We start from the raw sequence: 15,543 nt of genomic DNA on the forward strand, positions 1-15,543 counted from the left end.
CTACCCAACGAGGTGGCAGGCAGTCTGCGCAGGGGCGGCGTGCGTCGGCCGATTCGCTGAGTCTGAGGCCATCTCAATCACGGCGTCCGAAATCGGGCCATGGTCACCATTCTGGTCGACGCGAACAAGGAAGTCGCATTAAGTGGCGAGATAGATGTGGCCCGGGGGATCTCCCTTCGTGTCTGACTCGTGAGCTTTTACAAGGTAGGGCATGCGCCAAATTATCTTGCGCAAGCTAAAGCCCTCTCCGTATGCCTGTCGCTTCCAGTGACCACGTACCCAATGCGTGCTCACGGTGCCCTTCGCGACGCCTATTTGCTGCTGCTTTTCTATCTGCATCGCGAGCGCGCTCCCGCATAAATGAACGGCTGAGAAGCCAGCAGCCTCAAGTTTCGATCGAGCGCGCTTGCGGTCCTGGTTGTTCTTGGCTCGTTTCAGCTCGCTAAGGCGGTAACTTGGAATTGATGACGGCCAGACTTCTTCTATGTCCTTTGGATATGCCGTGATGTAGCAGAGCGCGTTTACGATCAGTCGAAGCATCACGAGATAGGCGTCGTGTTTGGGCTGGAGTCGTTCAAGCTCTTCCTTAGCATTCCTTTGTGTGACCGAGACCAGAACCGTGTCTTTAGCGATCCCCATGGGTTTGGCTCGTTCCCGCAAGACTTCTTGCGTCTCAATGGTATCCCGCTCCCGCTTGAGCTCCTCTATTTTCTCCGCGAGCACAGCTTCGACCGCGATCGCCAATGGCATCTTCGATCGTTCCTCGGAGATGCTCTGTGTGTAGCACGGCTCAATGTTTCGATCGAATGCGACATACTCGTCAAACGATGGCGGCGCAGCCACAACATTGATCATTAGTGCCTTACGTACACCTTCGATTCGTGTTTCCGTAATGTACGCACCCTCAGCCTTCCAGCCGTCACCAAGGTCGAGATCATCCTGAACGCCGAAATGGAGGTAGATCGAGGGATAGGGCAGCTTGATCTCGTCGACCGCGATGTCGTCAACATCCGACTGGCGAAACATCGCAGAAAGTTGCGGCGGGATGTCAAAGATTTGGCGCCCAGCAGCAACATAGAGGGCGAAACCAGCCAATACGTCGTGGTAGCGGGAAAGTGAGCGATAGTGCTTATTGCCCGATGTGCGTCCGCGCAACGGCCGCTCCGCCAGGAACGCGTTATGCGCTAGAGCCATGGCGCGAGCAGCACTATCGTAGAGGTCCATCGTAAGGAGTGGACGACCTTGCTTCCGACCGACCGCGGCAACATCCCTACCCCACGGAGTTAGTCTTAGAAGGCGTTGGGGGTGGTACTTGTACAGCGGTGAGGCATCGGGCGGCGCAGGCGGGCTAATCCAATGCTCATACTCGGCCACTTCATCAAACACCTGTTCCTCGGGCAGAAGGTCGATTAGGTCCTCGTACTCCGCATGAGTTATCCCGTGGATCTCAATACATTCCCACAGGACTTCTTCTGTCAGGAAAGATTGTGGAGGATTAATCCACACAATTTGAAGCTGTGCGCGCCCGCTAGTTTCTCCCAGGGCGATTCGTTTCTTGGCCAGAGTCGATGCGCTTTGGTAGCTGGTGAGGAGGGCTGCCATTACATGAACAGAGCCATTCCCATGTTGCACATGCGTTCTTAGGCCTTCCATTGAGGTATGGATATACGCCGGCAACTCCTCTTTGCTCACGATCGGATAGGGCATCGCCAGTCATCTCCAATGGGTCTTGACTGTTCCGCATTCTAGACAGTCGTCGGTGTTTTGGGATCAAAGCGTGATGCTTGCTACCTGGTTGCCATACGGAGGTCGTTGCCATTGAGGCTGGTGCAGCCAGTGTCGGACGCCGAGGCATAGGCCCAGCCGATCTCTGCGTGATCCTAACCCCACCGAGCAAAACGGGCAATGCGATGTGACTATCTCTAAGGTGGCCTCGTGCAAGTGACGAAAGGTGCACAACATCCACAAAACTCCAGCGAAGTTCTGAGCAAGCGTTACCTGGAAATGCTGTCGAGCCAGGCTGGCCGCTTGGCCCTCACTCTTCCCTGAGCGTGCGACGCTGCCCAATATCGCTCCCCACTCGAACTGGAGCGGTGCGGAGGTTCCCCTTGTATGGTGGCTTGCGCTCGTTGAGACCTCACTGCACTTGACTAAATTCACCGTTACAGTATTATAGATACGTGTGATGTATATAATAAACCTTCGCGGAACTCATGAGCGCGATCAAACTTTCACCGGCTCAGCTTATCCTCCTCAAGGAGAAGAGCGGCTCCTTCGTTGAATCCTACAAGCCGGGGCAAAAACTCAAGGCGCTTGGTCTGATCGACTGCAACGGAGACGGTTTCCACATCCAGTGGAAGATCAACGCCTCCGGCGAAGCACACTTGTCATCGCTGGGCACAGCATAACGGACATGACTACCAAGACTACTGGCGCTGAATTCAAGCGCTTCTACTCAGATGTTTCGTTCTGGCCTGAGGGCGCGTATCACGATGACCAGGTGATCAAAGTCGACGGAGAACAGTCCACGGAGGCTACAGATCTCAATGCGATCGCCGACTCTGCCACGGTTCTTATTGAGGCAGGGTATGTCGTCCTGCCAAGTGTGGAGGAGGGGCAGAGTCTGGAGTCCTACTTTCGTCGCTGGCGCAAGCAACAGACGGTCCGCACCTTGGTCGTTGATGTCGATGCGTCGAAGCTGGACGTTGTCATTGAAGCGATTAAGGCCGCTGGTGGCAGCGTCCGGTGAGAGGCGTGACAAGCGACTCGTGAAGCCCAGAGGGGGTACTGTGATCGATCAATTCAAGGTGGCTCGACCCGAGCCTGAGATTTTGAGCAAGCACGCGCTTGATAGCCGATGGAATCGCATCCAGGACGCTAAGAGCCCTGCCGAGGCGTTCCAGGCCGAGGTGCGCAGCATTCTCGCTGCTGTGTTGCCGGAGGTGTCTGCAACGGCTCGTGGAACTGAGCGCGACCAATGCTTGGCAGTCGTCCGTGAAGCTGCTGAGCATTGGGAGAAGGACTCTCCCCCTGGGGCATCTCCGACGAAGCGAGAGGCGCGTGCCGCGCGCTTGCTAGAGAAGGCAATTGTGGCCATGGCTGCCGGTCAACCAGCCGTGCCGAATGCGACCTACTACAACGCGGCTGAGGACCTGGCGGTGAAAGTCATTGGCGTCGATGGGGCAAACGTCTATTACAGCGGCGACGCGAATGGCTTTGCTTCGCACGATGAATTCCGCAAGGCGTTTGTGCTGCACAGCATGGGTGATCGGTGATGAGCGCTCTCCGCGAGATGCTGAATGGATGTGCCTGCGCGAACGCGGAAGTAGTCTGCCGGAGTACCGGCTTAGGTCTTAACGAGGCGAATTGCGACTGAGACCTTTCAGTTTGGTCGGCCGCAAACGTGTGATGAGGCTGGGGACTGCTAGAGCCATAAATCCGGGACGTTGCAACGAGCCGCGGGAAACACGACCCGAGTGCGCGGCCAGAGGCGGGGAACGGTGGCAGACGCCGGTTTTGCAAGCCAGAGCTATTGCAGCAGTGCGTAACCGATCAAGAAGTGTGGGTGGAGGATGCCCCAGGCACGAACCTCAAGTCTTTACTAGTCTTGTCGATGACACGGGAAGCGTTCATGAGGGGCTTCTGGACGACAAGCTCTGCCACCATCTCTATGCGCGCCAGATTTCTCGTTGTAGGCTTTGGCCGGTTCCTTGCTCAACCTCACATTATCGAGAGTCCTATGCCTTTACTACTGCGATACAAGAACCTGCCGAAAGAAGTAGTGTTCTTTGAGATCTTTCTCTTCCTGTGCGGGCTGGCCTTAATCCTTGGCTCAGGCACTGCTGTTATCAGAGTATGGCACGCTGAGCCCTGGTCACTCACATGGGTCACGGCATTCGCGATGATCGTCTTGCCCCCAGTTGTGGCGGCCTGGATGTACCTGGGAGATATGCATCGCGACAGATTCTTGCCACTCTGGATTCTCGCGTCCTGGGCGACTGGAATCGTGTTGGCAGTCGTTGCTCACTATGGGATTGCAGGCTGCCGCGCGTGGGTGGCTGCCCATCCCTTCTTTCTTCAATAGCCTGCCATACGCGGCAACAGGGACCTTGAGAGAAATCTAAAGGGGGGAGATCTGATCGGGATGTGCGGCATTCCCCGACCCTTCGTGTCAGCAGAAAACCGGCAGACGCAGGCGCGGTTTACCTGCATTGCCTGCGGTTTCGAGGATAACGCCGATCTGGTCTGCGCGGAATCACCAGTCTGGCGCGGGGGATACCGAAGCAGGGACCCGCCGAGTCGTTTTCGCGCATCCTATTGATGTAGCGGCTGCGGCGCTGTTCATTGGGTCGCACCCAAGTCTTCATCCCAAGTACGCCCAGCGGCAAACCAGCGCCTCATCCAGCGGTGCCGTCAAACCCCGGAATCGTGCTCCTCCAGTCGGGCCTCGATGCGGTTGAGCAGCGCTTGGACGAGACCCGAGGCGTAGCGCTGATTAGCCACCAATCCATCCTCGTCCTCATCGCCGTCGACACCGTGGAACTTCGCGTAGGCCACAGATCCGGCCTTTTCGTATCCCTCAGCGTCCTCGTCATCACAGAAGCGGGAGCGCAGCGCTGCGAGTCCTGCTTCGATCGCGGCAGGGTGAGCGTTGGACAACTGCCTCTGGACGAAGAGCTCTGCGACCTCATCAATCGTTCCAGCGTACCGGATCACGTGAATGAGGTCGCCAGCATCCTTGTTCTCCATGCGATCGGCGAGTGCCAATGCTTTCAGAATGACAAAAGCAGGCACATCGGCGAAACGGACCACCTCGGTGGAAATGCCGCCACCGTCCAGCAGTTGTCCCGTTACCTTGCGCTCCCCGTACCAATCGTGCACGATTCCTCCAAACCGCACGGCCAGGGCCGAGACACGTTCACCATCGACGGTGACCGGTTTCCCGGGACGGTCGCTGCCCGCGTCGCGAAGGAATTCGACGAGCACATACGTATGTGCGTCCACTTTGCGCTTCCATTGCCACGAAGATAGCGTGCCCTTGGCGGTGACGTAGCGCTCGAATCCGCGAGCCGCAAGCTGGTCGGCCAACGCGCTATAGCCTTCTCCGTCAGCGATCACCGTAATGTTCAAGACGATGTCGACGTCGGAGGTCCCAGCATGGGGCGGTACATCCGGTGGTGCTTCTGGTGTCAGATACCGTGGTACAAGACCGCCCACGAGTCGCAGGGTGTCTTTGAGACTGCCGAACGCGCAAAGCAGGGTGAGCAAGGTGCTTTCGCACGCTGCGGTAACGTCGGCGCGATATCCCGCCGCAGTGGTGGGCTTGACTCCAGCCATCTATATCTCCAGTTGTTCAAGAACGTGTTGGGCCAATTCCTTGTTTCTGCCTCGTCCGTCGAGCAGGTCGAGGTAGAAGATGAAAGGGCTCGCAAAATATGACGGGTAGTCCGGGAAAGATTCGCGGAACAGTAGGCTGGCGCCGTCGCGTTCGATGATGGTAACGTTCGCGCCCTTCTCGGCTGGTTTCAGGCCGATCTCGCGCGCAAGTCCTTCGGCGTGCCCCGGTGGGACGATGATCTCTGCGGTATCTACGCTTGTAAGTAGCGGGGCGTAGATGTTTGCGGCGACCGCACCAGTGAATGCCCAATCGAACGAGACGCTGGCCTTCTCGATCTGGTATGTGAGGTGCTCGAGCAGCAAGTTGGGCCGCTCCGTGAACGCGTACCAGCGGGTGCGCTTTTCCTTGCGCTTCGTCCAGTCCGTTGCCCACGCTTCCAGCAGTTGCTTTGGCTTCGTCAGTCGGCGCCGAAGTGTTCGGCCCGCGCCACTGGATTCGCACCACTCGCGCCGCTCGAGTTCCTGAAGTACTACGGAGCAAGTGTACGATGAAGTCCGGGACATCTCCGCGAGTTGGCTTCCGGTCATCCACTTGTTCCGATTGACTAGGAGTGCGTGCACGACCATTTCCCGCGAGTCGGTGAACAGCGACGTCCCTTCCTTCTTTTTTGACGGTAGGTCTGGCCGCTCGATGTTGATTAGCCAGTTGCGCCAGCTCAGACGCAGGTTTCCGTTACGCTCGAAATAGCCGATTCCGCGATTGCGAAGCTGCTCTCTCGCCCCGGGGCTTAGTGATTCGGCCGCGACCAGGAGGATCAGGTCCTGTGGACGCTCCGAAGCAAGCTTATATTCGGAGAGTTTCCATACTGCCCCCTGTATATCGCGGGGGTACGCGAAACGCAGCGCTTCCACAGCGACTTCGACCGACTTGCCAGCGACATCGAGCCCCAGCGCCAGATCCAGGCTTGGGCCGCTCGTGGGCCTCGGCCAGACGTGGACGACGCTGATCCGCCCGTCCGTGGCCTCAGACAAAGCGATGCCTAGGTCGTTTGCAATCTCGGCTTCAAATGCGGCGCGGGCTCTTGCCGTCTGATTCTGAGCAGATTTGTCCATGGTACCTTAGCGAAAACGCGTTCTCTTGCTGTACGGCATACGATACCATTTCTGCATTAGTTTAGCAAAAACGGCTGTATTAGCTGAGCAGCTAAACTAGAGAGGAGCGCGTGTGATGCTGTCGCCGCCAGATCGCCATTGGCGCTCGCCGACTGAGTTCTTAGCCATCCACAAGCGGCTGACGGGGCACGCCTGCTGCTTCAGGCGAGCCCGCGGAAAGCTTGAGGGGCGAGCAGGAACGGCACCTTTGAGACGATCTCGACTGCGCCCATGTCTTCGTGGGGTGGATTTAGCAGCACGTTGAAGTCGAGTGGGCTGAGAGCGGATGCCACGCGCATTGCGAGTTGCTCCTGTGCAGCCAGCCATTTAGCGCCGATGGCAAGAGTCGCAAGCGGCCCTCGCCCAAACTCTCCCCAGCCAGGCGGCCGGGATCTCGTGCACGCCGCGCGGCGGGGCGCCGCCGAGGATAGGTGAAGCCTGAATGGCTCAGCTACCCCTTAATTTTCTTGTGACGTATCCGACAACTCTTAGGTCTTGGCACATTTCGCATTCTGGCGGCCATTCCGCGTGGCCGGGGTGGGCCAATCGCCACTATAGATGGCACTTTTTCCCATCTGGGCGGAGCCGTGCACCTCATTCGATACTGGTGGATATTTACGGATACACATGACGTATCTAACGGTGTTACGATGTGGCCGCAGATCTGTGTCTGGCACATTTCTAACAATAAGAGGATCGAAATGAAGAATGGAGCATTGACGAGAAGTCACGGTTTGGGTTTGGGAGTCCTGGTCGCGGCTTTGCTCGCTGCCTGCGGTGGTGGTGGCGGAGACGAATCCCCGTCCTCCGGCCCCACGTCGCCTGCGGCGTCGTCACCGGCCGCGCCGGCGCCGGGGCTAAAAGTGCAAGGAAGCGCGCAGACTGTTGCCGCAGTATCGGGGAAGGTCAACGTGATCTTGTCCGCCCCGGCCTGGTCGTCCGATGGTTCGATCGCGAGTGGCACCTATTTCATGGGAGCACCATTCGATGTAGTGGGCCTGAAGGAGGCTGCTCCTGGCGCTTACAGCGAGTTCGTCACCGGCACCAATGTCGCAACACTGAGTTCTTCGGCAACCATTGCAGAGGTGGCCGGCAATGGCCAATTCGCGATCGGCCGTTGGACCGACGGCAGCGACACGCTCGGCGGAACGTACAACGTCAACCAAGGCAGAACCTACGCCGTTGGCACGCCCGTCACTGTGAACCTTGCCGTTGGCACGGCCCTCAATTGTTCGCTCGTCGCGTCAACGAAGCCGACCTCCGGTGCTGGCAACGCATCGCCTGGTACGCTTGAGATCGCGACGGCGAAGGTGGCGATGTCCTCGATGGGCTCTCTCGTCTATAACCTGAACCTGACCTATTCGATTGGCTCCGATTTGCATCAAGCGTTCAGCGCTACTGGGGTCTACGCGAACTCCGGGGTCTTCAGCTCATCCACGAAGTCGACGCTGGTCAGCCGACTCGTCGGTGCTGATCCGGCGAAGCCGTCTCTGATGCTTTCGTATGGTGTTCAATCAGCGTCAACGGGCACTGTGAACGGCGTGGCAGTCCTGGGATGTTCGTGATCGCCGAGAGCGTGATCAGTAAGCCGGCTTGAGCCGGCGCATGAAGCCCGCGGGTCCTTGTCCCGCGGGCTTTGTCGTTATAAAGACTTCGCGAGACGGCTGGCGGTGTTGCAGCTGGAATAGCCTTGCTCTGAAAGGTACTTGCCGCTGTTTCCCATAACCAGTGGCAAGGCAAACCCTAATAGGAGCAGAGAATGCGACAAACACAGCAGCAAATCATCCTTCCCCTTCTGGATTGTCTGGAGAATCAAGGCGGGAAGGTGCACACGAGAGACCTCTATGAGGCTGTAGCCACCAAGTGCTCGATCCCGGAGGAAGAGCAGGCGCGTACGATTCACCTGAATGGGCGGGAAGTCAATGTCTATCAGAGATCTGTGCGCTGGGCTCAGCAGCGTGCCAAACTCATGGGGCTCGCCTCACCGACAGGACGTGGCGAATGGGTGCTCACGGGGAAGGGAAAGGATGCTCTACGGCAAGCTGCTCCTGGCATCGTCATCACGATCTTTACGACGAGTATGGGTGTGGCGCTGTTTGGGCGAGCAGAAGAGGCGGTCGCACATATCGAGGATGGGTCGGTCAATCTCTTGATGACAAGTCCGCCTTATCCTCTGCTTCGGGAGAAGCAGTACGGCAACAAGCACGCCGCGGAGTACCTGGATTGGTTGATGAGGATTGCTGAAAAGTGGCCTCGAAAGATCGCCCGGGACGGGTCGATTGTGCTGAACCTTGGTGATGCGTGGAACAGCGGGGAACCGACTCTCTCGCTTTACCAGGAGCGCTTGCTGGTCCGCCTAGAGGACGAGTTGGGCTGGAAGCTATGCATGCGGTACGCCTGGCACAATCCGGCGAAGATGCCGGCGCCGGCCGAGTGGGTAACTGTTCGTCGAGTCCGGGTGAAACCGTCTCTCGAACAACTGTACTGGCTTGCGCCTAATGATGAGCCCTACGCGGACAATCGCAACGTTCTTGTGCCATACAGCGAGGCAATGAAGTCGAGGATTGCTTCTGGTGGAGAAAACGGTGGATTGAGGCCAAGTGGTCATCAGTTGGCTGCGGGCGCTTTCGATATGGACAATGGCGGCGCGATCCCAGGGAACCTGATCATCGCATCGAATACGTCTTCGAACAGCGCTTACATCCGCGGTTGTCGCGAGCAGAACCTTCCGGTCCATCCTGCTCGTTTCCCGCGCGAACTTCCAGAGCACTTCATCAAGTTGACGACCAAACCCGGGCACACGGTCTATGACCCATTCTGCGGATCATTGCAGACAGGCGAGGTAGCCGAAGACCTTGGGCGTCACTGGATAGGCAGTGACTACACATTGGAGTACCTCTATGGTGCTGCAACGAGGTTTCCAAACGCTCAGTTCCAGCGAGGTAGCATGAACGACTTCCGACAGCAGGGAGCCCTTTTCTAGGCGCGTTTCTTTGCGCAAACTGGCCCACGCGTTCTTCGGAACCGTGGGCTTTTTTCTGTTTCATCGCCGATTTCCGGGGGAGGCAGATGAGCCGGCTGCTTGATGGAACTACAGTAATGGCGCACGTGCACTTGATAACGGCCGTTAAAGTCGAGGCACTTCGGAAAACGCCGTGAAGTCACAGGCAGCCGCCATGCAGCACCAGACGCAAGGCGGTGGGGTTTCGCGGGACGATCGCAGGCGCATCGGTGGATACAGGCAGAAGGCGTGGAAGCGGGTCATTTTCGGTCGTCCCCTGAGAGAAAGCGCGCAGCTTCCTCCGTACGGGCGGATCGACTTCGTTGGTGACGTCGACCCACAGCGATGCCTGATCCGGTGTTCCTGGCACCCCAAGCGAGCACTGGGGATTGGCACCAGCAACCCTGACTTGAACCAGATGGGTGCCGTCGTCGGCAACGACGTGAAACGCTTCGACGTGTTCAAGCAGCAGCGCGCGGAATTGTTCGGAAAAGTCGGCGGTTCTACCATGCTCGTCGAAGTAGTACACGTTACTGCCGGCCTGCCAGCCGGGCGGAACAGGCTCGAACCGCGGTGAATCGCGCTTCGGGAGGCGACGTTTCGTTGCACAGAACTGAGATGCACAGCACGCCACGACGCCAACTGCGCTCGCCAGAACAGCAAGTAGCGCGAGGGTTCCAGTCATTCGTTTCATCCGATTTCTCCCCTTCCGACGTGCCCTGAGCGCGGCGCCAAAGCGTGATGTAGGAAGGCCCCGAACCGCAGTAGTAAGACGATTGGAATGTGTACATGCCGGCGCGATCACGGCTGGTATCAGCTAGTGCCGGGGTGTTAACGGTAATGACCATAAGCGCTGTGAAAGCAATAAGCTGCGGGTGGCTGCAAGCGATGCCAACAAAGCGCAATTCTAATGCCGATTCTAATACACTCCGCTGATCATCAATGGAGACCAAGAGCCGGATATGTCCGGAATCGCACATAGCCAGTCTGAACAGCGCGAGCGCGGCGTCGACTCCTTTGTACGGCGGCGGCCACTGTCGTGGACGTTACGGCTGCCTTCGCCACTTACAGCGATCCCGTCAAATTGGGAGTTCTGGTCGCTGGGGTGATTTGAACGAGGGGGGTTACCCGAGGGAATGCGACATGGGCTTGAAGTGCAAGAAACCTGTCGCCTGGGCAAGACACCTTGGCGCACTACAAGGACCGTGTCGTTCGAGTGCTGGGCGAGGCTTGAAGCCAGCGGTCGATAATTGAGTGGGTCGACGAGAACGACAATCCGAAGCGTAGTGCGGTGAAGTGGATTAACCTTCGGCCGCTGTCTGGTCACTCTTCTAACGATGGCACAATTCGTCTGAATAACGCCAACGCAGGCGCATGGCCCCCTTGGCTGCTGATTCAGGGCTCTTGCCCGTCGCCGATCGCTTTGGCATCATGTTATTGGTATGTGTTGTGTATGAATTCGCATCATGCTGCTGACAAACCCTCCGGGATTCTCCGTCGACGAAGTCGCCTCCCAACAGAAAAGGGCGTTCCTATGAGCCGTACTCCGATTGACCTCACCTTGCTCGGTGAACAGCTTGTTCTGGCGGCAAAGCTGCCTTCGAATCGTCCCGGTACCGGCATGGCTGTCAGCCTCAAGGGTGCACTGCTGAACGCGGCCAGCTCACTGCGTGACATGGCCAAGCCGCCGCAGACCGACGACGAGGTACTTCAGAGCGAGCACGAGGAGCGCTGCTTTCAGGCGCAGCCGCAGGCCCAGGCCTTCGTGCTTGAAGAGCTCGTGAAGCATTTGGATCAACTTCGCGTGGCAGTGGAGGCCGGCAACACTCCCACCGTACGTCGATTCCTTGATATCTACGGACGCTGATCAGATGTCTGGCGGCTCCGATTGGCTTTGAGGGTTGGGCTTGGAGGAAGGCTTCGCGCCTGGTCTCGAGCGAATAGCCAATGCTCGGCTTGAGCCCGGAGGAAAATGGCCTCGGGCTAACGCCGGCCAAACCCCTCGACCGCCGCTCGGCGGTGATAATTTGGGTTCTTGATCTTCAACCAATCTTGAGTTCGTCCGGCCCTGTAGGACGAGGCCAGGCGCTTAGCGACGATTCCCTCGAGGCCTGCGTCGCAAGCGGCGTGATAGGCGCTTGCCACATCTGCCTCGATGACGATGGAGAGGGCGAGGCCTTCCATTTCTTCGACGAGATCTGTCAATATCACCCGACGATCTTCCAAAGAGGCGGGGCGGAGATCGGCTGTGCCTATTGCAAGGACATCGAACGCCACGAAGGTGCTTGGATCTCTCAGGCGGGCTTTTCGCACAGATCCGGGACTTCTGGTAACGGCGCGTCTACTCAGTCGCTCCCACGATGTTCCAACTTGCTCGTCATACACCACGAGCTCACCATCCAGGACGAAATTTCCCTCTTGGGCCAAAAAAGCCTCAACGACTTCAGGAAAGGATGACGACATGTCGTGTCCGTTCCTGGACAAGAGTTGACACTGGCCCATGCGCTTGATCGCGAGAGATCGAAAGCCGTCGTACTTCAAGTCTGCACGCCAGCCTTCGCCGTGAAAAGGTGTTCTCGTACGGGTGGCCAGCATGAGATCGAAGCACGTGATTTCGTCCACCAGCCGCCTAGCAGCCGGCACCCTGGTCTTAGTGCCACGAATACTGACCTGCATGTTCATCGTCTCTGCTGATGGTATTCGCTGAGAGCTTTTGAGATGAAAGGATCGGCCTCGGCGGGGTTTAGCCCTCGCATGATGTCGCCAGCGGTGATGGTGAGGTTTTGGAGGACGGTTTCGATGTCGTCCACTGCCATGGCGCATTCTTGAGTCCACTCGGCAACCGCGGCGATTGCCTCTTGCAGGGCATGCTCGACGGAAGGGCGATCGTACTTGAGCATGATTTCGCCACCTGACCCGCGGCGTACAACTGGTTTCTGGACCATGCAGCAGATCCATGTGAGCGACAGCGACGGGTGCAGCAGTGCAAACCACCATGGAACTTCGGCAGCCAGACTTTGGATAAAGGTGCGCACTTCGTCGATCTCATACAACTCTCGCGGATCTTTGTCGTAGCCATCGATGCCGATCAACAGCTTGCCGGCGTTGGTGGATAGGTGCTCAGCAGTATCGCCAAGTATTCTGAGTGCTTCAGCGAGTTTGCTGGCCTGATGCGATGTGACGCACGAATTCTCAACCTGGCAGACGAGGAGTCTCCCGCGCAGCGGGTCTTGCAGCAGCATCATCTGGATGCCATGTTCTGTCATGTATTGCTCTCCTGTGTCAGTCCTCGACTAGCGCCGGCATGGAAGCTGAGTTACCAGGTTGATGGCGGTGCCACCTTTCATGGCGAACTTGTCGGTGTCGAAAATGTCCGGCGCGATGGCCAGCAAGAGTCGAACAGTTTCCAGGTATGTATCGTTCATTACGGTTTCAACGTTAGGCGATCGCCGTCTTTTGTCTTGTTCGACCAGCGCTTGCCCGGGCCGAGGCGGTCGACGTGCTTTTGAAGGTCTCGGCCCCACGAGAACTCGCTTCTTTGGCCCAGGTCTCGCACCAACCTGACGACCTTGACGCGAGTGCAGTGCATCATGAAATCGTCAAGAACGCTTGGCCTCATATTGCGCAGAGTAACCATCAGGGTGACGGCCTCCTCCAAGGATTGCCCTTTTCCGATGTCGCTTGCAAGCTCTAGAAGCGCCCTTTCAGGAACAGAGACCAAGACGTGCGGGCTGCGATTCGGAAGCGGCTTCAAACCCATCTGGTTATCGAAGCTGTCATCGAATAGCCGTGTCGTCTGGTAGGAGTACAGCATGTGCTCCTTGATCCATTCCGGGAATTCATAGGATTTGATGCCCCAGAGGATGACCCGCTGGCGGAAGGCAATGTTGTGGCGGGCGCCTTGCCAATCGAGGGCGGTTATCCCGCCGACATGGAGCCCCGGGATGCGCCGGCTCAGGAACGCGATGATGCCATCATGAGTAGGGGTGTCCCCCGTCAAGAGGTAGGCCCCTTTGGAGAGACGCTGGAGCCATCCGGCGTCGACCATATAGGTGGCTATGCGGGGTGTGACCCCCATATCGCGGAGCATTTCCAGGTCGAGCGGTTGCCCCCGAGGTGCCTGCTCCATCAGTCTTTGGAGTGTTTTGCTACCCATTGTCGTTGACGCGCGTTATTTGCTCGGACAAACCTCCGAAGAGTTGTAATTTTAGCCGAATAAATAACGCACGCCAAGCATGCACGGCGTTTGAGGTGCCGGCATGATTGCGTTGTTTTTTCCTGGAAGATTACGAAATCTGGTATGTTTTCCCGATCAATCAACGCGGCAATTTGAGATCTATAAGGCGCTTTTTGTCGACTTGTACTCAAGATCTCGCGGCCTGGTACGTAAGTAAGCAAACCTTGGGCGGGTTCTGCCCCCGAACGCTGGCCGGTCGCCGGCAAACCGATTTGGACATGGCAACTATCGATCTGAATACCCCTGGCGCTCTCTCGCTTAAGAGCGTTGCTGATCTCCTCGCTTCTGGCGATGACTCCACGCATACCCAACTTCGAGTCTCGAGCGCTGGGATCGCTTCGCTGTCGAAGACCGTTGGTAACGTCAATACGGGCGGCCTTGCCTTTCGCCTCGAGACGTGGACGGCCGGCAACGGATATGTGGGACAAGCGGCCGCTGCTGACGCCAAATGGGTAAAGCGCGTTCACGATGTCCTCCAAGCCAACTGGCCGACCCCCTCGTCGACCTACATTGACTATTTCTGACGGGCCTGGCAGAGGCTGCGCTCAGCCTCTCGCCAACCTGACTATCTATCTCTGACCAAGATGCGAGGCAAGCCCCGGCCTTCAGGCAGGGAAAGGGCAGCGCGGACGTGCCTGATCCTCTCGCAGAAGGGCGGACCCAACGAACTGAGCATCAAGTGCCGACTAACGATGCCGGCGCGCAAGTTGATGACCTGGCCGCCGACAGTCTGCAATGCCATGTGGCGGGACCTTGCCGCGCCGCAGGACTCGGCAAGGGCTACGGCAGCTCGAGGGGCCGCGCGAGTTAAATCACGGCCTGCCGCGGCCGATATTCTTAGGGGTTTGCTTGTGCTATTCTTTGGTGCACAAGTACACCTACCACGACGCTATGAATGAAGTGAAAGAGGATAACGGCGCGGCACTCCGAGCCCTGATCGAGAAAGCCGGAATTACGCAGGCGGAAGCGCTAGCGTTGGTCAACAAAGGCCAAGCTTTCCCGATTTCTATGTCTACGTGGAAATCGTATCTCGCTGCGTCTGACAGTGTGCGGCGTCGCAATTGCCCGGACGCGGTTATTAACCACGCGAGAAAGACCATCGCCAAGGCAATTCAGCGCGCTTGACATGGTGCACATGTGCACCTATCATTAGGTCACATTCAAGAACGGAGAAGCGGCCATGATGGCTGTAGTCAGTGAGAACGAAGCAATCGCCAATGCAGATGCGCACGCCACCAATGCGGGCCTGCCGTCGTACACCGACTTGCTGCGTTTCGCGCAGCGCATGTCGTATCCGGACGCCGGCGAACTGCTGGTGCTGGATGACTACCGGAACATCGCACGCAACGTGGTCGAGCCGGACGGCAAGCGCATCTATTTCTAAGCAGAATCCGCCTGCGACAGCGAGCCACGCGATCCGCGCGAACCACCGGAAGGCCCGGTAATGGGAAGGTTCCAAGGAAAAAGGACTATGGGCATCGGAAGCGCAGCAAACACCCACACGATGTATGACACAGTGGGGCACGAACACCTTGACAGCCTGGTGAACTGGGCGATGGGCGAGTATCCCGACGCTGGTCTGCTGCTGATCGAGTGCCGCGATGGTCGTTGGTTTGTTGAGGTCGAGTACGGCGAGGAATTTGACGCCGTGGCAGGCGTGTCGAAGCCGAACATTGCACCATACGTCGAGCCCCAATTTTTCGCCAGCGAGGATGCCGCACGGCAGTTCGCTTTCACTTGCATCAAACAGGTGTACCCGGCACTGGCCGACCGTGACCTGGGCGAATACTACGACAAAGAGTAACTGGAATAGACC

The 15,543-nt window shown here is 57.8% G+C and carries 18 protein-coding genes and 1 pseudogene; 10 read left to right on the forward strand and 9 right to left on the reverse strand.

Annotated elements, in window-relative coordinates:
* Positions 1–138: 138 nt before the first annotated feature.
* The gene (locus tag ACREYQ_RS32075; protein WP_432263315.1) at positions 139–1,707 is read right to left on the reverse strand and encodes a hypothetical protein; all 1,569 of its coding nucleotides are present in this window, start codon (positions 1,705–1,707) and stop codon (positions 139–141) included.
* A gap of 506 nt (positions 1,708–2,213) precedes the next feature.
* On the opposite strand from ACREYQ_RS32075, the gene ACREYQ_RS32080 reads away from it, so the two are divergent.
* The 3 genes from ACREYQ_RS32080 to ACREYQ_RS32090 are packed head-to-tail and all read left to right on the forward strand — an operon-like array spanning position 2,214 to position 3,275.
* Complete coding sequence (locus ACREYQ_RS32080) at positions 2,214–2,408, forward strand: hypothetical protein (protein WP_432263316.1); 195 nt, start codon at positions 2,214–2,216, stop codon at positions 2,406–2,408.
* 5 nt (positions 2,409–2,413) lie between these two features.
* A complete protein-coding gene (locus ACREYQ_RS32085; RefSeq protein ID WP_432263317.1) occupies positions 2,414–2,749 on the forward strand; it encodes a hypothetical protein in 336 nt (111 codons plus the stop codon).
* A 40-nt stretch (positions 2,750–2,789) separates the two neighbouring features.
* Positions 2,790–3,275: a hypothetical protein gene (locus tag ACREYQ_RS32090; RefSeq protein WP_432263318.1), complete on the forward strand. Its 486-nt coding sequence runs from the start codon at positions 2,790–2,792 to the stop codon at positions 3,273–3,275.
* 1,138 nt (positions 3,276–4,413) lie between these two features.
* Here ACREYQ_RS32090 and ACREYQ_RS32095 read toward each other — a convergent pair.
* The 3 genes from ACREYQ_RS32095 to ACREYQ_RS32105 all read right to left on the reverse strand — a co-directional run bounded on the left by ACREYQ_RS32095 (position 4,414) and on the right by ACREYQ_RS32105 (position 6,788).
* Positions 4,414–5,337, reverse strand: a complete 924-nt coding sequence (locus tag ACREYQ_RS32095; protein WP_432263319.1) for a hypothetical protein — start codon at positions 5,335–5,337, stop codon at positions 4,414–4,416.
* Positions 5,338–6,450 carry a type IV toxin-antitoxin system AbiEi family antitoxin gene (locus tag ACREYQ_RS32100; RefSeq protein WP_432263320.1) on the reverse strand — a complete coding sequence of 371 codons (1,113 nt, stop codon included), beginning with the start codon at positions 6,448–6,450 and terminating at the stop codon, positions 5,338–5,340.
* Between the two features lie 200 nt (positions 6,451–6,650).
* Positions 6,651–6,788, reverse strand: coding sequence for a hypothetical protein (locus tag ACREYQ_RS32105; RefSeq protein WP_432263321.1), 138 nt, complete (start codon positions 6,786–6,788; stop codon positions 6,651–6,653).
* A 351-nt stretch (positions 6,789–7,139) separates the two neighbouring features.
* On the opposite strand from ACREYQ_RS32105, the gene ACREYQ_RS32110 reads away from it, so the two are divergent.
* The gene (locus ACREYQ_RS32110) at positions 7,140–8,054 is read left to right on the forward strand and encodes a hypothetical protein (RefSeq protein WP_432263322.1); all 915 of its coding nucleotides are present in this window, start codon (positions 7,140–7,142) and stop codon (positions 8,052–8,054) included.
* Positions 8,055–8,248: 194 nt separating this feature from the next.
* Positions 8,249–9,472 carry a DNA methyltransferase gene (locus ACREYQ_RS32115; RefSeq protein ID WP_432263323.1) on the forward strand — a complete coding sequence of 408 codons (1,224 nt, stop codon included), beginning with the start codon at positions 8,249–8,251 and terminating at the stop codon, positions 9,470–9,472.
* A 178-nt stretch (positions 9,473–9,650) separates the two neighbouring features.
* On the opposite strand, the gene ACREYQ_RS32120 is transcribed toward ACREYQ_RS32115, so the two are convergent.
* The gene (locus tag ACREYQ_RS32120; RefSeq protein WP_432263324.1) at positions 9,651–10,184 is read right to left on the reverse strand and encodes a hypothetical protein; all 534 of its coding nucleotides are present in this window, start codon (positions 10,182–10,184) and stop codon (positions 9,651–9,653) included.
* 840 nt (positions 10,185–11,024) lie between these two features.
* Between ACREYQ_RS32120 and ACREYQ_RS32125 the strand changes: the two genes are divergently transcribed.
* On the forward strand, positions 11,025–11,357 hold the full coding sequence (locus ACREYQ_RS32125; protein WP_432263325.1) for a hypothetical protein: 333 nt from the start codon (positions 11,025–11,027) through the stop codon (positions 11,355–11,357).
* 116 nt (positions 11,358–11,473) lie between these two features.
* On the opposite strand, the gene ACREYQ_RS32130 is transcribed toward ACREYQ_RS32125, so the two are convergent.
* From ACREYQ_RS32130 to ACREYQ_RS32145, 4 genes and pseudogenes are all read right to left on the reverse strand, one after another.
* Entirely contained in the window at positions 11,474–12,172 is a 699-nt protein-coding gene (locus tag ACREYQ_RS32130) for a hypothetical protein (protein ID WP_432263326.1), read from the reverse strand.
* Positions 12,169–12,756: a hypothetical protein gene (locus ACREYQ_RS32135; RefSeq protein ID WP_432263327.1), complete on the reverse strand. Its 588-nt coding sequence runs from the start codon at positions 12,754–12,756 to the stop codon at positions 12,169–12,171. Before ACREYQ_RS32135 ends, ACREYQ_RS32130 begins: the two co-directional genes overlap by 4 nt.
* A 54-nt stretch (positions 12,757–12,810) precedes the next feature.
* A pseudogene (locus ACREYQ_RS32140) lies at positions 12,811–12,915 on the reverse strand (nucleotidyl transferase AbiEii/AbiGii toxin family protein); the annotation flags it as partial.
* A complete protein-coding gene (locus ACREYQ_RS32145; protein ID WP_432263328.1) occupies positions 12,915–13,646 on the reverse strand; it encodes a type IV toxin-antitoxin system AbiEi family antitoxin domain-containing protein in 732 nt (243 codons plus the stop codon). The pseudogene ACREYQ_RS32140 and the gene ACREYQ_RS32145, both read right to left, overlap by 1 nt.
* A 299-nt stretch (positions 13,647–13,945) precedes the next feature.
* Here ACREYQ_RS32145 and ACREYQ_RS32150 point away from each other — a divergent pair, with 299 nt between their 5' ends.
* The 4 genes from ACREYQ_RS32150 to ACREYQ_RS32165 all read left to right on the forward strand — a co-directional run bounded on the left by ACREYQ_RS32150 (position 13,946) and on the right by ACREYQ_RS32165 (position 15,531).
* Entirely contained in the window at positions 13,946–14,251 is a 306-nt protein-coding gene (locus ACREYQ_RS32150) for a hypothetical protein (RefSeq protein WP_432263329.1), read from the forward strand.
* 367 nt (positions 14,252–14,618) lie between these two features.
* Positions 14,619–14,852, forward strand: a complete 234-nt coding sequence (locus tag ACREYQ_RS32155; protein ID WP_432263330.1) for a hypothetical protein — start codon at positions 14,619–14,621, stop codon at positions 14,850–14,852.
* Between the two features lie 55 nt (positions 14,853–14,907).
* Complete coding sequence (locus ACREYQ_RS32160; protein WP_432263331.1) at positions 14,908–15,111, forward strand: hypothetical protein; 204 nt, start codon at positions 14,908–14,910, stop codon at positions 15,109–15,111.
* A gap of 87 nt (positions 15,112–15,198) precedes the next feature.
* A complete protein-coding gene (locus ACREYQ_RS32165; RefSeq protein ID WP_432263332.1) occupies positions 15,199–15,531 on the forward strand; it encodes a hypothetical protein in 333 nt (110 codons plus the stop codon).
* The last annotated feature ends 12 nt before the right edge of the window (positions 15,532–15,543 follow it).

The sequence above is a fragment of the Cupriavidus sp. TMH.W2 genome, from assembly GCF_050847365.1.
Lineage (GTDB): Bacteria > Pseudomonadota > Gammaproteobacteria > Burkholderiales > Burkholderiaceae > Cupriavidus.

Excerpts from the sequence above, each read along its gene's own strand:
- ACREYQ_RS32075 (WP_432263315.1), bottom strand. The coding sequence starts at position 1,707 with ATGCCCTATCCGATCGTGAGCAAAGAGGAGTTGCCGGCGTATATCCAT.
- ACREYQ_RS32080 (WP_432263316.1), top strand. The coding sequence starts at position 2,214 with ATGAGCGCGATCAAACTTTCACCGGCTCAGCTTATCCTCCTCAAGGAG.
- ACREYQ_RS32085 (WP_432263317.1), top strand. The coding sequence starts at position 2,414 with ATGACTACCAAGACTACTGGCGCTGAATTCAAGCGCTTCTACTCAGAT.
- ACREYQ_RS32095 (WP_432263319.1), bottom strand. The coding sequence starts at position 5,337 with ATGGCTGGAGTCAAGCCCACCACTGCGGCGGGATATCGCGCCGACGTT.
- ACREYQ_RS32100 (WP_432263320.1), bottom strand. The coding sequence starts at position 6,450 with ATGGACAAATCTGCTCAGAATCAGACGGCAAGAGCCCGCGCCGCATTT.
- ACREYQ_RS32105 (WP_432263321.1), bottom strand. The coding sequence starts at position 6,788 with ATGCGCGTGGCATCCGCTCTCAGCCCACTCGACTTCAACGTGCTGCTA.
- ACREYQ_RS32110 (WP_432263322.1), top strand. The coding sequence starts at position 7,140 with ATGTGGCCGCAGATCTGTGTCTGGCACATTTCTAACAATAAGAGGATC.
- ACREYQ_RS32115 (WP_432263323.1), top strand. The coding sequence starts at position 8,249 with ATGCGACAAACACAGCAGCAAATCATCCTTCCCCTTCTGGATTGTCTG.
- ACREYQ_RS32120 (WP_432263324.1), bottom strand. The coding sequence starts at position 10,184 with ATGAAACGAATGACTGGAACCCTCGCGCTACTTGCTGTTCTGGCGAGC.
- ACREYQ_RS32125 (WP_432263325.1), top strand. The coding sequence starts at position 11,025 with ATGAGCCGTACTCCGATTGACCTCACCTTGCTCGGTGAACAGCTTGTT.
- ACREYQ_RS32130 (WP_432263326.1), bottom strand. The coding sequence starts at position 12,172 with ATGAACATGCAGGTCAGTATTCGTGGCACTAAGACCAGGGTGCCGGCT.
- ACREYQ_RS32135 (WP_432263327.1), bottom strand. The coding sequence starts at position 12,756 with ATGACAGAACATGGCATCCAGATGATGCTGCTGCAAGACCCGCTGCGC.
- ACREYQ_RS32145 (WP_432263328.1), bottom strand. The coding sequence starts at position 13,646 with ATGGGTAGCAAAACACTCCAAAGACTGATGGAGCAGGCACCTCGGGGG.
- ACREYQ_RS32150 (WP_432263329.1), top strand. The coding sequence starts at position 13,946 with ATGGCAACTATCGATCTGAATACCCCTGGCGCTCTCTCGCTTAAGAGC.
- ACREYQ_RS32155 (WP_432263330.1), top strand. The coding sequence starts at position 14,619 with ATGAATGAAGTGAAAGAGGATAACGGCGCGGCACTCCGAGCCCTGATC.
- ACREYQ_RS32160 (WP_432263331.1), top strand. The coding sequence starts at position 14,908 with ATGATGGCTGTAGTCAGTGAGAACGAAGCAATCGCCAATGCAGATGCG.
- ACREYQ_RS32165 (WP_432263332.1), top strand. The coding sequence starts at position 15,199 with ATGGGCATCGGAAGCGCAGCAAACACCCACACGATGTATGACACAGTG.